Here is a 14,074-nt window from a genome sequence, read left to right as displayed (position 1 = left end):
TCCATTGGATGAACTACAATAACATCGCGAATAACAAAAAAGAGCTGCCTCTTGGCAACTCCTCCCCTATTTTTCACACCAGCTTAAAGGGTGATCCAGTAGTTACATTTTTCATTCTCAATGCCATGTAGTATTCCTTTGTTCGCTTCAATAACCTTTCTCGAAGATATATTATCCGGCTCACAAGTCAGCATGACCTTATCAATCCCCATGTCCGCAGCTTTTTTTAACAGCTCTGCCAAAAAAATCGTACCATAACCCTTTCCTCTTTCACTGGGTCTGATACTATAACCGATGTGTCCACCGGACTTCCTCAATTGATCATTTAAGGAATGTCTTAGTTTTCCGACACCAACAGGATAAGCGTCAATCAGTAGCCAGTAGTTGGTTTGTGCTACATACTGTGGCGGAAGATTATCACCTTGTGAAAGTGCTATCCGATCCCGGATGAAATCAGGAAATTGACTGTAAGCCAGATCAAATCCGTTATTGACGAATCCATTTTCCCCCGGACCTATCTCCACAATCAGCTCAAAAATATCGCGTTCATCTGAAACACTAGCTTCCTTTAGCTCAACGAGCATAATCATCCCCACCTAGAACGTTATTAATAACTTCCCTATCAAAATTTACCGCAAAAGAGACCGGCATGCATTATTTAATTGCACATTCTACAACTAAAATGAACTTCAATGCTCACGCCTAATGTGTTAAGTGTACTTTGTGCAATTAAATTCGCCCAATTTAGCTGAATCAGCTAAATACGAGAGAAATAGTTGTACGAAGTACATCTATTTCACCGTAGTGAGAGTAAAGTAGCAATTTAGTTGTATGAAATACACTTATCTGGTCTGCACCCCTCTTTTCACAGGAATGTTCCTATTGCGCGCTCCTCCTTCCCCACTCTCGTAGTATACTTATTGGAATAAGATACAGATGTTGTATTTTCACTAAGGAGGTTTGTGATGGTAAATAGCTTTAAGAATGCCAAGGTGCAAGAACGAGTGTGGCAATCCTACCAACAGCTAGTTGATCAGTGGCCTATTCCTCTTGAAGAGCTCGATCTCCCAACCACATATGGGCTGACGCATTGTATCCTTACCGGGCAAAAGAGTAATCCCCCTTTATTTCTGTTTCATGGCGTTGGTGATAACTCGGCGGTCATGTGGCTCCTTAACATCGAGGAATTGTCGCAGCATTTTTACTGCGTTGCTATTGATACTCTGGGCGGACCCGGAAAAAGTATTCCTAATGCGCACTTTAATAAACAAAAGTTTGAGCAGGTGGAATGGATTCATGAAATAGCCAAACATCTGAGCATAGACATCTTTAATATTGCAGGGGTGTCAAATGGCGCCTATATTGCTTTTAATTATGCAACCAAGCAACCGGACAAAGTGAACCGTGTGATTTGTTTGGAAGGCGGAATGGTCACCACACCCATCAAAGCCATGCTGCAAACGCTAATGATGATGTTCCCAGAGATTCTGATTCCCACGGATCGCAATTTACTGAAAGTGCTGAAGAAGTTAAGTGCGCCTGACTCCCCTTTATTTGACAATCACCCAGAAGTAGCTGCTCATCTAATTCTTTTAATGCGAGCTCATAATCAGCAAGCTATGTTTGTTCATAAGCTTCAAAAATATGATAAAAACGCCGCAGTTGCCGTCAGAGATAAGCTTTATTTTTTAGTAGGAGAACACGCGTTAAAACAATCAAAGGACTTCATAGATATTTTAGAGGATGGAAAGTTTCATTACCAAGTGATCCCCCGTGCGGGACACGGCATTAATCATGAGCAACCAGATAGAGTCAACACTGAAATCATCAATTTCCTGACCCGCGATAATGATAAATCACTTGCATCCTTATGAAAGCGTTACTATTATGAAGGTTATTACTCATACTTACTCTATTAAAGGAGAGGTTACTCATCAGATACGGAACTCTGGCCCACACATTTGGCTGCCTGCCGCTCAAGTCGTTAACTGCAACCCTTCAGAATTATGATATCGATTTTGTTCAGCTTGCATTATCCAAAGCCATTCAGGACATCGACACTTCTACCGGTAAACTAAATCCAGGTCTTGCCAGCTATATTGGCGAACAATTTGACAAAGCAGGAATACGTATCGGTGTTTTGGGCTGTTACATCAACCCTGTTCATCCGGATCCTGTCATCCGGAGAGCTGAGATCAATCGTTTTAAAGAGCATCTTCGTTATGCCCGCCAATTCGGCGCACCTATGGTGGCAACAGAAACAGGTGCGCTGACTACTTTTCAAGCACAAGATCCGATCCATTACGAAGCTATCGGCTGGGATACGTTAAGGGCAACTGTAGAAGAACTTGCAGAGGAAGCTGAAAAATGGGGCGTTTTTCTAGGACTAGAAGGGGTCTGCACACATACACTTTCTACACCAGACAAGATGCGCCGCATCTTAGATGAAGTCCCATCAAGCTGTATAGGTGTTGTATTGGACCCTTGTAATTTTATTGGCACGGCTGCGCATTTGCAGGATCAAATTGTCGATGATTCCTTTAGATTATTCGGCGACCGTATCATTCTTGCGCATTTAAAAGATATCTATCAAGATGGTGAAAAAGCATACCACGGAAAAGCAGGCAGCGGAGTATTCCATACCGAGGCTTTCCTGCGCAAACTCCAAGAATATAAGCCAATGATCGATGTGTCATTAGAAGATATCAAGGATCTGGAGGTTAATGAAACCGTTGCTTTACTGAAGAAGCTTGCACCTATAACACAATAAAAATCCATTTCTGAGGATAGGTGTTAGCAGCAGCTGCGCATCTATCCCCAGCTTTATCTATGCTCAAAAATAATGCTTCCAGTTATTGAGCAGATGATCATCCTCTTTCTGCAGCAATTTAGAGGCATATACGATTTGACCTGTATGATAGGAATAATGCTCTGCCGCTCCGATCATAATCTTTTGAATACTCCAAGTATAATTCTCCATTCCAGCCCCCTCAGGGAAACTAATGGTGACCTCCCGTTCTAGATCAGCCTTCGTCAAATTGCCCACCACCGAACGGCTTTCTTCCCTGACCTTTAGCATATACTGTAATAATTCCTGTGATGAATAACCGCCTCTGGTCAAAAATTCATTAGGTCTATCTCTTTCTATTGGCTTATTGCCGATTCCGCTGACCAGATGCTGATATTCGCTGCCCGCAATATGCAGGCATAGGTTACCAATGGCATTCATTTTTGACTTTGGACGAAACCAGATCTCTTCGGTCGTTAGCTTATTTACAGCTTGCTCCACATACCCCAAGGATTGATCGAGCCTTCTCATACATTCGATAATGATTTCACTCATACTAACCCCTCTTCCTTCTACTTTTCTTTATAAACTTGATAAATGGTACTTTTCTATAGGAGCTGAATAAAATAAAAAAAGGAACGATTGAATCATATTTTTTCATATTATAGCTCTAACTTGGAAGGGACGGGATTATCAATGCGATTCACATTCCCTATTCTGACCTTATCTCATGGCGGAGCACAACGTATGCTAGTAGAGCTCACCAATGGGCTGACAGACTTGGGTCATCAGGTCAATCTCCTTTTGCCTGTGGATGGCGCTATTTCTTATGATGTGCGCGCAAACGTAATCCGCTCCTCACATATGAATATTCACGAGCATGACTTTCCTCCCGGAGACGTCATTGTTTCTAATTATTATACAACTGTCCCCATCGCCCAAGCAGCAAGCCAACAAGGAAAAGGGGTTCATGTACGTTTATCTTTATGTTATGAGCCACCTTTTTTACCGGATAACGGACGCTCCTTCCCCTCCTATCACATCACTGAGCATCTAATCGTTTTATCACGTTGGCAGCAGGAGCTGATCCGTTTAAATCATGGTATCACCGGCAGTATCGTGCCCATTGGCATTAGCTCCTCTTTTAAAAATATGAATATCCGTCACAGTCTTCAAGAGCCTTTAAACATAACAGCTATATTAAGAAAAACAGAACGAGGTTTCTCCTGGCACCGTGAGCAAGATTATCTTATAGAACAGCTGGATTACGTAAAAAGCCAATATCCCGATGTAAATATTAACTTCATCAGTCCGCCTGACGAGTTCAACACCTCAGAAATTCTCCAAAGAATGAAAGCTACTGGCAAATATCGGTTCTTTACGCCAGCAAATGATGAGGAGCTCTGCTATCACTATAACGGTGCGGATATTTTTGTTAGCTCAAGTATTTTTGATACAGGCTCTTTACCGGGACTTGAGGCCATGCGTTGTGGAGCAGCGTTAGTCTGTGTATATTCGGGTGGGAATATGGAATACGCCCATCACAAGAAAAACTGTTTGCTCTCTTATCGATATGAGAACCGGCTCGGTGAAGATGTCATCCGCTTAATACGTGATCCCAACTTAAGAACTAAATTAGCGGAGCAGGGGGAAAGATATTCGCGCAAATGGACTTGGGAAAATAGTGTCAGATTATTTGAACAAGCGATCACAGATTTATTATAAAAATATAAAAAAGCAAGTCTCCGGTGACCGAGATTTGCTTTTTTATTGATCCAAAAGAATCATTGACTAGAGAAATAATACAAGATATTATGTAAGCGTTATCAATTACAAAATAATGAAACACTTTAGGGAAATCTAAACTAAAAGGAGAAGGAATATGGCGAAAAAAGGTAGGCAAGGTTATCGGTTGTTATTGTTGTCTTTTTTAATGCTTTTTACAACTGTTTTTTCAGCAGGATCGCAAGCTTATGCAGCAACCTGGAATCTGACTGGAGATACCAATGTACACGACCCTTCATATATCAAAGAGGGAAACACACATTGGGTATTCAGCACGGGATCAGGTCTCCAAGTGATGTTTTCAAACGATGGAACGAACTATATTCGCTCCCTCCCGATTTATAACTCGAAACCCTCCTGGTGGAGCTCTTACGTTCCCAATCAAGAAGGGCTAGATGTATGGGCTCCAGAAATTTTCTACTATAACGGTACCTATTACCTCTATTATTCTATCTCCACATTCGGCTCAAGAGTGTCTGCTATTGGTTTAGTAACTACTAAATCGATCTCCGGGGGAAAATGGACGGACCAAGGTGTCGTTATCTCGTCAAATGACGCCTCCAATTATAACGCCATTGATCCTAACATTACGGCAGATGCTAACGGAAACCTATGGATGACCTTCGGTTCCTGGAGCAACGGGATTTACATTACCTCCATCAACAAAACAACCATGAAGCCAACGGGCAACTCCTATCGCATTGCCACTAAATCCGGGGGGATTGAAGGCTCCAGCATGGTTTACAATCCAAATACCGGATATTATTATCTATTCGTATCCATTGGCCAATGCTGCTCAGGCGTAAACAGCACCTATAAAATTGCAGTGGGACGCTCAACCAGCGTACTGGGTCCTTTCTATGCAAAGGACGGTACTGATATGAAAAATGGCGGGGCTACGGTCATCGATAGCGGCAACAGTTTTTGGGCGGGTCCTGGTGGACAGGATATATACGGAACCAACGTTATCGTCCGCCATGCTTACAGTGTCGCCGAGAATGGTGCACCCAAATTGTTAATCAGTGATCTCGAATGGGATTCAGCTGGCTGGCCTTACTATAATTAACGTCTAATCGAGGAGTTGCCCCTAAGCCCTATTCTGTGATTTATGGGGCAGCTTCTTTTTACTGCTAAACCTTCTACTCTCTCTTTCGATAAATACCTGGCGAGACACCATAACGCTCCCGAAACACCCTGTGAAAATAGGTATAACTTCCAAACCCCGTCTCCTCTGCTATACGCTCTAAGGTGTAATTGGTATTGTCCATTAATCTCAGTGCCATCGCAAGCCGGATTTGCCCCGCATATTGCATAATAGAATAACCGAATTGGATTTTGAATACATGCACGGCCCTTGTCACACTAATTCCAGCATGAGCGGCTACGTCCTTTAGTCTGATCTCTGAAGTAGCATGCTCCTCCACATAACTCTTCATCTTAAGTCCGTGTAGAAGTGAAGCCGAAGATGATGCAGGTGCCTCTTCCATAGCCCGATCTAACAGCAAACATAAAGCTTTAAATAGCGCTTCTAGTATTTCAGGGCTACCCCCGTCTAGTCTTCTATTCTCCAGATCAAGCTGTTGCCATATACTTTGCAGCTTACCATCATCCGCAATTCTAACCTTTTTGGGTCGCTCACGCAGGTTCCACCAGTGGTCCACCCATTCCCCTGTACACATTACAAAATAGTCCACACTATGTCCCAGAGGACTTTTCTTTTCACCGATTCTCAGATCATATATATCATAGGGCTTAAATAATAGTAGATCCCCAGGTACTACGGTAGTCATTTCTCCATCAATGAGGACTTCACATTCCCCTTCGGCTTGCAGCCTGATGATATAGGTATCCAACCCACTGCGATATAGTTGCCGAAAAGGCTGAGTATGGCGGATAAATCCACACAAACTAATTTGAACGCTGTTTGTTTCCATCGCATTTGCTCCTCTTTCTATAGTAATCAATGACCAGATTGTTGAGGTTCTTAGCCATATAGTTTCTTCAAAGTGCAGTGAATCTCCTTCTATAATAAAGACAGAATTCATATGTAGGAGGTTATCAACCATTATGAGTAAAACTATTCGCGTCATTCAAACCGCTAAAGAAACCACGGATCGTTTAACAGAAAAGGACCCTCTGATTTTCCTTCCCGATACGTCAGGAGTCGAATCAGAGCTAATCAATATCTATGATGATCTGGAGTATCAAGAAATTGAAGGCTTTGGTGGAGCCCTTACGGAGTCCTCTGCCGTTACTATCGCTAAACTTAGTGAAGCTAAACAAAAAGAAATCATTGACGCTTATTTTCATCCTGAGCACGGCATCGGATACACCCTTTGCCGCTCACACATCCAAAGCTGCGACTTCTCACTGGGCAACTATGCTTATGTAGAGGAAGGCGATGCGGAGCTACGTTCATTCGATATTTCCAGAGATCACGAATCAATTATCCCCCTCATAAAAAATGCTGCCGCAGCAGTAGGTGAAGATTTTCGTCTGTTCTCTTCCCCATGGAGTCCTCCAGCGTTCATGAAGACAAACGGGCAAATGAACGGAGGCGGAGCTCTTAAGCCTGAATATCGTGAGGCTTGGGCTAACATGTTCGTTAAATATATTGAGGCGTACGCTGCAGAAGGGATTGATATCTGGGCTGTCAGTGTTCAGAATGAAGCCAAAGCTGTACAAAGATGGGATTCCTGCCTGTATACCGCTGAAGAAGAAAAGGATTTTGTGCGTGACTACTTGGGACCTGCTCTGGAACAAGCGGGCTTGGGCCATGTAAAAGTTATGATCTGGGATCATAACAAAGAACGGGTATATGACCGTGCTAAGGTTGCTTTTGAAGATCAAGCAGCGTCCAAATACATATGGGGAATCTGCTTCCATTGGTATTCCGGTGATCACTTCGAAGCCCTCTCTGCTGTACATGATCGTTTCCCAGATAAAAAGCTGTTCTTCAGCGAAGGCTGCCAAGAAGGTGGCGTTCATCTCGGCTCATGGAACACCGGTGAACGTTACGGACATGATATCATTGGCAATCTGAACAACTGGATGTCGAGCTGGACAGACTGGAACATTGTCTTGGATGAGCAAGGTGGACCTAATCATGTAGGAAATTACTGTGACGCTCCAATTATCGGAGATACCAAAAACGATGAAATTACTTTTGAGAGCTCTTTCTATTACATCGGGCACTTCAGTAAATATATTCGTCCGGGTGCTAAACGCATTGGTTTCTCCAAATATACAGATAAGCTTGAAACAACAGCTTTCCGCAACCCTGATGGCACTATTGCTGTTATCGTTATGAATCGCACAGAGCAAGAGCTTCCATTCACCCTGCGCTTCCATGACGAACTGGCTGAGAACATGATTCCGGCTCATGCCATTCAAACCCTGCTAATTAAGTAGCAGCGGTTCATTCCTAATAAAAAAAAGGTTCTCTTTATGCCAGCGCACAGAGAGAACCTCCTTTTTTATTAAATTCAATGAAATAGTGCTTAAAGTCTTGCCGACAGTATTTCGCATAACGCTCCATACAGTGTATGTTCAAGATCCAACGAGGCAAGAGAAGCCAGGGCTGCCATCGGCGTTACTGCTGCTTTGACTACATGGTAAATTTGTTCTTTCAATTGGAAAAGAATTTGCGCACGGTTCAGAAGGCTGAACACCTCATCATCTACCGAATTCACCGCAATCCGGGCATCTGTGAACGTTACCTCCAATGAATGCTCTACCGCTTGATCCGAAATCATGATCGTAAGCGTATGTGTAGCCTCATCATAGTCCATGTTTGCTTCGATTTCTGTGCCGCCAGCGAATACCTGTACCTTCGTATCAGCAAAACCAACAAAGGACAGCTTCCACGATCTCCGCTCAGGCACAACCTTTGTATTTCCCTTAGCAGAGAGGATCTTGAAGCTCGCTCTATCCCCCATTTCCAGGATCATTTCTGTATCACACCATTGATCGTCCTGATCCTCCGCAGTATCGCCCTCATCCTCCCAGAGATGAAAATGACCCCTTCCTCCCGCAAATACACGGACCTCCATATGCCTCGGATTATCCACTGAAGAGGTAAATTGCGTCAGATCTGCCATGGGCACAATAGCACCCGCTTTAGCTAATACAGGGATATTCTCAAGATTACGATAAAGAGAAAGCTTTCTGCCACCGTCGTACACTCTTCCGTTAAAAAAATCTATCCAAATCCCTTCAGGTAACCAAGCCTTAAATTCGGCAACGCCTACCTTTGGGTTGACCGGCTGTGTAATCGGACAGGCAATAAGTTCCGTTCCGAAATAATATTCATTGGGCACTTCATAGGCTTCATTCGACAACGCATGATGATAATACATCGGTCGGATTAACGGAAGACTATCGCGGCTGGCGTAGCGATTCATAGTGTACAGATAGGGAAGTAAACTATGCCGCAAGCGCAGGCAATCCTTCATCACATCTTCCGCAATCTTATTGAATCGCCATGGCTCCTTGCTGTTAAAGGCACTAGCAGAACTATGTAACCGCAGAATAGGTGAAAACACACCGAATTGCACCCAGCGCATTGCCAACTCATCGTCTAAATAACCATTCATATGGCCCCCGATATCATGGCTCCACCAACCATATCCCACGTTGGCGGCGTTGGCTGTGAAGTATGGCTGGAAATCCAGCGACTCCCAAGTGACAATGGTATCTCCAGAGAAGCCCACAGGATAACGATGGCTGCCAAGACCTGCATAACGGGAAAAAGTAATCTGCCGGTTGCCTCGCCGGCCGCTATCCAGATAGTGATAATGGTTCAGCATCCAAAGCGGATCTAGTCCCGGTACTTTAGTCACTCCACCCTGCTGCCAATCAATCCACCAGAAGTCCACACCTTCATCCTCTAGCGGATGATGCAGAAACTTAAAGTATGCCCGCAAAAATTTCGGATCCGTGATATCAAATTCCACAGCATCCCCTTTTTCCGGGTCCATCCCCATCTCTGCAGCAATGGCCAGATAAGGATCTTCAAAGGCCCGTACACCGTCTGCTGGATGTACGTTGAGCGTTACTCGAAGGCCTTTTTCATGCAGCCATGCCAAAAATCTTTGAGGCTCCGGAAACAGTTCCCGGTTCCAGGTATAACCCGTCCAGCCACTGCCGTACTGCGGATCAATATCGACGAGATGCCAATCCATATCTATAACAGCGACGGAGAACGGAATTCGCTCGAGCTCAAACCGCTCCATTAACGCTTTGTATTCTTCTTCTGAATATCGGTAATAACGGCTCCACCAGTTGCCAAGGGCATAACGTGGCAATAGGGGCGTACGACCGCAAAGGTGATAGAAATCCTTCAAGCAGTGCAAATAATCATGACCGTATCCAAAAAAATAAACATCGAGGCCAGCCAACGCCCGTAGCTCGACCCGTCCATCCTCTTCCAGTACTAGGGAGGTGCTATCATCAACTAACGTATACCCCGCACGTGAAAGTAGTCCGTACTCCAGCGGAATGGCACCATCTGCATTATCCAGGGTACGTGCTGTTCCTCCCAAATCTTGGACTGTATCTCCATAATTCCAGACACTCATTAGGTGACCCGCTTCGTTTCTCACCCGAACACTGAGACCATGCCGGGAGAAAGGCTGCTTGTCATAAGTTAAATGCAGGCGCTCCGTAATCAACTCAAGTTTATTCCCCAGATCCATTACGCGGAACTCTGGAACCGGGAAATTGCGATTCACAACGGTCTGCGACGCCCGATCTTCGAAAAAACCTTCCTCACTATATTCCATCCGGATAAGCTCCGGAGTTAAGACAGTAAACCGATAGCACTCCCCCTGAATAATCGCGTCAGCATTACTGCCTGGTTCAGAATGCAGCTTTAATTGGGCCGCCAAAGGGGTTGGCTCTTTCATTATATTTCCCATCAAGTAAAAACCTCATTTCTTGTTATTCAACGCCCATATAACGGCTGAAAGCATCTGTCCGAATTTTCACCATCTTTTCGAGGCCCATCCCCCGTAGCTGCTTCACATAGTCATCCCACTGCTCGTCAATAACACCTGAGATTATAAATTGAGCACGCATTGTATTGACGTAACTATCAATATCGGTGGTCAAGGTCGGCAGCTCCTGAAACTCTTCTGCAGTGTACATTACGTTGGGGAAAGGTGGTGTTGTGTAGTCACTTCCCAGCTTATCGAGTTGTAGCTTCAGTCCATCTCCGGTTTTAGGATTTAGAAAGATGGTCTTTTCAAAAGCTGGGCTTACATATTTCGGCCCAAAATCCCGGAGTGACTGTTCCCAATACCAAGCATCCGCACTGGTGCCGGTTGGAGGGTCCATCAATGTATACGTACCGTTGTCATTTTTCTTAATCACCGTTCCAATGGCACCCCAGAAATTCTGAATGCTGGCTTCATTGGTATAGAACTGATCCGCCCAGCGTGCTGCAATTTCTGGATACTTGCAGGATGTGGTGATCAACAGCTCGTTGCGTTCCAGATTCATCCCATACGGGTTCCCAACGGTGTAGCGCTTCCCGTCTGGTCCAGCAATTGGCGGAATGGTCACATATTGATCACTCCATTTGCCAAACATAGCGTCTGGCGTCCACTGATAAGAGAAGCCTACGATTGGGGCATCCGGATTTAGAAACTTTGCCGATCTCATCGTTTCGTCTTGAGTGAATACTTCTTTATCAAGTAATCCGTCTTTAAACAATTTGCTCTCCCATTTGAGCCCTTCTTTGTATTCCTCTGAAATCGGGTAATAAACCGCATTTCCGTCCTTGACCACCATGAAGTTATTATTCAAATCTGCAATTCCGAAGGGACTGATTAGATCATTACTTAATTCGATAAAAGGAATCTCATCCTGTTTTCCGTTTCCATTCGGATCTTGTTCTTTGAATGCTTTTAGCACGTTATAAAGATCGTCTATCGTATCCGGTACCTTCAAACCCAATTTGTCCAGCCAGGATTTATTAATCACAGGCTGACGTGAGCTTTTAGGACGTGAGGGTAATCTTGCAGGCAGCGAGTAGATTTTCCCGTCAGGAAAGGTGCTGATTTTTTTCATTTCCGGTGTTTCTTCCATAGCTGCTTTGAGATTAGGCATGTTTTGCTCAATATAATCATCTAGCGGCCGAAATAAGCTTAAATTATTGACGATATCCGCATCTCCAAAGGTCTGACTCCCTAAAATGATATCTGGAAGTGTGCCGCTGGCCAGCATAATAGACTTCCGTTCACTCCAATCATTGGAGGACATCACCTGCCACTCGATTTTGACATTCGTGTTCTTCTCCAAATCCTTGAGCCATTGATTCTCGGTAAAAGAATCTCCCATGCTTACCCACCGGACAGTGAGTACTTTCAGCGTCACAGGCTTATCCACTATCGGCAATCCTTCTTTGTTAAATCCGCCCGGCTCAGGTTCAACAGAATTAACCCCATTGCTCCCTTTACAGGCAGTAAGGCTAGCAAGCAACGTTGTCACTAAAAGAATGACGGTGATTGTTCTATATATCCTGTTTTTTTGTTGCTTTTTCATAACGTTCTTGCTCCTTACGAATGAATGTTAGTAGAATAGCCGAATGTACTATTCCTTCACTGCGCCGATCATTACCCCTTGGTTAAAGTATTTTTGTACAAAGGGGTACACACACATGATCGGAACCGTTGCCACGATAATAACAGAATACCGCATCATATTGGCGAGTCGTAGTGCGATTTGCGCAGCTTCCCCGGTTCCCATCCCCGATTGCATCTGATTGGTGATCAGAATATTTCGCAGAATCAGCTGCAAAGGATACATATTAGGATTTTTCAAATAGATCAAGGCATTAAAATATGAATTCCAGTAACCAACGGCGATCCATAGACCCAGCACGGCAATAATCGCCTTCGATAGTGGCAAAACGATCTGTACAAAATATCGAAGATTTCCACAACCATCGATCTGTGCAGCTTCCCATAAATCTCCCGGAATACTCGACTGAAAAAAGGTGCGGGCAACGATAATGTTAAACACCCCAACGGAGAAAGGCAGTACCATCACCAGAAATGTGTCGTACAGATGGAAATCACGGATCGTTAGAAAAGTCGGAATTAACCCCCCATTAAAAAACATCGTAAAGATGAAAAACAGGGAAAGATATTTTCGCCCCACAAGATCCTTTCTGGACAACGCATAGGCCGCAGAAATATTTACAATTAAACCGATTGCCGTCCCTACCACCGTATACATGATGGTATTCCAGTAACCGATCCAAATATTTTCATGACGCAGCAGCTCTTTGTAACCATCGAAGGTGAACCCTTTAGGAAATAACCAAACCTGCCCCCCCGCCACCGCGGAAGGATCACTGAACGAAGCAATGACGATAAAATATAGCGGATAAATTAAGATAACTAGAAAAATTGCTGATATAACATACATCACTATTTCCATTATAGTATCCGAAGAACGATTCTTCTTTATTTTCCCCACATTCCCTTTAGTAACTGTCTCTAAACCTCCCATTTCAATGTTCCTCCCTTCTACCACAAGCTATTTTCGCTTAGTTTTTTAGAAATCTGATTGACCATGATCAATAAAATAAAATTAATAACGGTGTTAAACAGGTTGATCGCCGAGGAAAAGCTGTATTGACTGCTGAGCAAGCCAATTTTGTAGACATAAGTAGAAAGAATTTCGCTTGAAGTGATGTTCAAGTCATTTTGCATTAAGTACACTTTTTCAAACCCAACCCCAAGCAATCCACCGACCCGCAAAATAAGCAAGGTTATCGCTGTTGGCATCAGCATCGGAATATCGATATAACGAATTTTATGCATCCGGCTTGCTCCGTCTACGGTTGCCGCCTCGTACAAGCTAGGATCAACTGCGGAGAGCGCAGCGATAAAGATAATGCTGTCCCAGCCGACATGCTGCCACACATCTGACCAAACATACACACTGCTGAATAATCCAGCGGAGCCAATCAGATCAGGAGCCTCTTTTCCAAAAAGACTATATATATTGCCCAGCAGTCCGGTGCTAGGTGAGAACAAAATCATCATTAAACCCACCATTACTACTGTGGAGATAAAGTGCGGCATATAGGACACCGTCTGGAAAAAACGTCTGAACCGGTTAGGTCTCATCTGGTTAACCATCAGCGCCAGTATAATTGGAATCGGAAAGGTAATCAGACTGTATACACTGATGATCAATGTATTTTTAATCGTTGATGAAAATTTATAGGAATGAAAAAATTTCTCGAAGTACTTGAATCCAGCCCAAGGGCTGCCTCCAATTCCCAACGCCGGGCTATAATCCTTGAAAGCAATCAGCACCCCGTACATTGGCTTGTACGCGAATAATAGCGTCAGAACTACAGCAGGGAAAAGCAATAGATAGAGACCCCAATTTTGTTTGATTTGTCCGAATTTCCGCCCGAAATGAAGTGGACTAGATTTCATGACATCCCCTCCTTATTTAAAATAGAGAATGCTACCCCACAGC

General features: G+C 43.9%; 12 protein-coding genes. 5 read left to right on the top strand and 7 right to left on the bottom strand.

Annotated features, from left to right (window positions below):
* Positions 1-83 precede the first annotated feature (83 nt).
* Positions 84-584, bottom strand: a complete 501-nt coding sequence (locus MHH89_RS02580) for a GNAT family N-acetyltransferase (RefSeq protein ID WP_076280896.1) — start codon at positions 582-584, stop codon at positions 84-86.
* Between the two features lie 381 nt (positions 585-965).
* Here MHH89_RS02580 and MHH89_RS02575 point away from each other — a divergent pair, with 381 nt between their 5' ends.
* Together MHH89_RS02575 and MHH89_RS02570 are read left to right on the top strand one after the other, a co-directional pair.
* Entirely contained in the window at positions 966-1,874 is a 909-nt protein-coding gene (locus MHH89_RS02575; RefSeq protein WP_341086249.1) for an alpha/beta fold hydrolase, read from the top strand.
* Between the two features lie 29 nt (positions 1,875-1,903).
* Positions 1,904-2,770, top strand: coding sequence for a sugar phosphate isomerase/epimerase family protein (locus tag MHH89_RS02570; protein WP_341088781.1), 867 nt, complete (start codon positions 1,904-1,906; stop codon positions 2,768-2,770).
* Positions 2,771-2,833: 63 nt separating this feature from the next.
* On the opposite strand, the gene MHH89_RS02565 is transcribed toward MHH89_RS02570, so the two are convergent.
* Complete coding sequence (locus MHH89_RS02565) at positions 2,834-3,343, bottom strand: DinB family protein (protein ID WP_076280330.1); 510 nt, start codon at positions 3,341-3,343, stop codon at positions 2,834-2,836.
* A 141-nt stretch (positions 3,344-3,484) separates the two neighbouring features.
* On the opposite strand from MHH89_RS02565, the gene MHH89_RS02560 reads away from it, so the two are divergent.
* Positions 3,485-4,513 (top strand): glycosyltransferase family 4 protein, encoded by a 1,029-nt coding sequence (locus MHH89_RS02560; protein ID WP_076280331.1) that lies wholly within the window; start codon positions 3,485-3,487, stop codon positions 4,511-4,513.
* A 157-nt stretch (positions 4,514-4,670) separates the two neighbouring features.
* On the top strand, positions 4,671-5,639 hold the full coding sequence (locus MHH89_RS02555) for a glycoside hydrolase family 43 protein (protein WP_076130361.1): 969 nt from the start codon (positions 4,671-4,673) through the stop codon (positions 5,637-5,639).
* 73 nt (positions 5,640-5,712) lie between these two features.
* Here MHH89_RS02555 and MHH89_RS02550 read toward each other — a convergent pair whose 3' ends face one another.
* Positions 5,713-6,507, bottom strand: coding sequence for an AraC family transcriptional regulator (locus MHH89_RS02550; protein ID WP_076130362.1), 795 nt, complete (start codon positions 6,505-6,507; stop codon positions 5,713-5,715).
* A gap of 133 nt (positions 6,508-6,640) precedes the next feature.
* Here MHH89_RS02550 and MHH89_RS02545 point away from each other — a divergent pair, with 133 nt between their 5' ends.
* A complete protein-coding gene (locus MHH89_RS02545) occupies positions 6,641-7,984 on the top strand; it encodes a glycoside hydrolase family 30 protein (protein ID WP_076130363.1) in 1,344 nt (447 codons plus the stop codon).
* 89 nt (positions 7,985-8,073) lie between these two features.
* Here the strand turns inward: MHH89_RS02545 and MHH89_RS02540 are convergent, their stop codons facing one another.
* The 4 genes from MHH89_RS02540 to MHH89_RS02525 are packed head-to-tail and all read right to left on the bottom strand — an operon-like array spanning position 8,074 to position 14,031.
* Complete coding sequence (locus tag MHH89_RS02540; protein ID WP_341086248.1) at positions 8,074-10,491, bottom strand: glycoside hydrolase family 31 protein; 2,418 nt, start codon at positions 10,489-10,491, stop codon at positions 8,074-8,076.
* A gap of 22 nt (positions 10,492-10,513) precedes the next feature.
* A complete protein-coding gene (locus tag MHH89_RS02535) occupies positions 10,514-12,118 on the bottom strand; it encodes an extracellular solute-binding protein (protein ID WP_341086246.1) in 1,605 nt (534 codons plus the stop codon).
* A gap of 48 nt (positions 12,119-12,166) precedes the next feature.
* Positions 12,167-13,090 carry a carbohydrate ABC transporter permease gene (locus MHH89_RS02530; protein WP_076130365.1) on the bottom strand — a complete coding sequence of 308 codons (924 nt, stop codon included), beginning with the start codon at positions 13,088-13,090 and terminating at the stop codon, positions 12,167-12,169.
* 17 nt (positions 13,091-13,107) lie between these two features.
* Positions 13,108-14,031, bottom strand: a complete 924-nt coding sequence (locus MHH89_RS02525; protein WP_341086244.1) for an ABC transporter permease — start codon at positions 14,029-14,031, stop codon at positions 13,108-13,110.
* Positions 14,032-14,074: the final 43 nt, after the last annotated feature.

It is taken from the genome of Paenibacillus sp. FSL H7-0323 (genome assembly GCF_038002725.1).
Lineage (GTDB): Bacteria > Bacillota > Bacilli > Paenibacillales > Paenibacillaceae > Paenibacillus_AQ > Paenibacillus_AQ odorifer.
Note: the sequence above shows the minus strand (reverse complement) of the source record. Positions and strands in the feature narration are given on the sequence as shown.

Bases quoted from the DNA above. Each gene is read 5' to 3' on its own strand.
- MHH89_RS02580 (WP_076280896.1), bottom strand. From the start codon at position 584: ATGCTCGTTGAGCTAAAGGAAGCTAGTGTTTCAGATGAACGCGATATT.
- MHH89_RS02575 (WP_341086249.1), top strand. From the start codon at position 966: ATGGTAAATAGCTTTAAGAATGCCAAGGTGCAAGAACGAGTGTGGCAA.
- MHH89_RS02565 (WP_076280330.1), bottom strand. From the start codon at position 3,343: ATGAGTGAAATCATTATCGAATGTATGAGAAGGCTCGATCAATCCTTG.
- MHH89_RS02560 (WP_076280331.1), top strand. From the start codon at position 3,485: ATGCGATTCACATTCCCTATTCTGACCTTATCTCATGGCGGAGCACAA.
- MHH89_RS02555 (WP_076130361.1), top strand. From the start codon at position 4,671: ATGGCGAAAAAAGGTAGGCAAGGTTATCGGTTGTTATTGTTGTCTTTT.
- MHH89_RS02550 (WP_076130362.1), bottom strand. From the start codon at position 6,507: ATGGAAACAAACAGCGTTCAAATTAGTTTGTGTGGATTTATCCGCCAT.
- MHH89_RS02545 (WP_076130363.1), top strand. From the start codon at position 6,641: ATGAGTAAAACTATTCGCGTCATTCAAACCGCTAAAGAAACCACGGAT.
- MHH89_RS02540 (WP_341086248.1), bottom strand. From the start codon at position 10,491: ATGGGAAATATAATGAAAGAGCCAACCCCTTTGGCGGCCCAATTAAAG.
- MHH89_RS02535 (WP_341086246.1), bottom strand. From the start codon at position 12,118: ATGAAAAAGCAACAAAAAAACAGGATATATAGAACAATCACCGTCATT.
- MHH89_RS02530 (WP_076130365.1), bottom strand. From the start codon at position 13,090: ATGGGAGGTTTAGAGACAGTTACTAAAGGGAATGTGGGGAAAATAAAG.
- MHH89_RS02525 (WP_341086244.1), bottom strand. From the start codon at position 14,031: ATGAAATCTAGTCCACTTCATTTCGGGCGGAAATTCGGACAAATCAAA.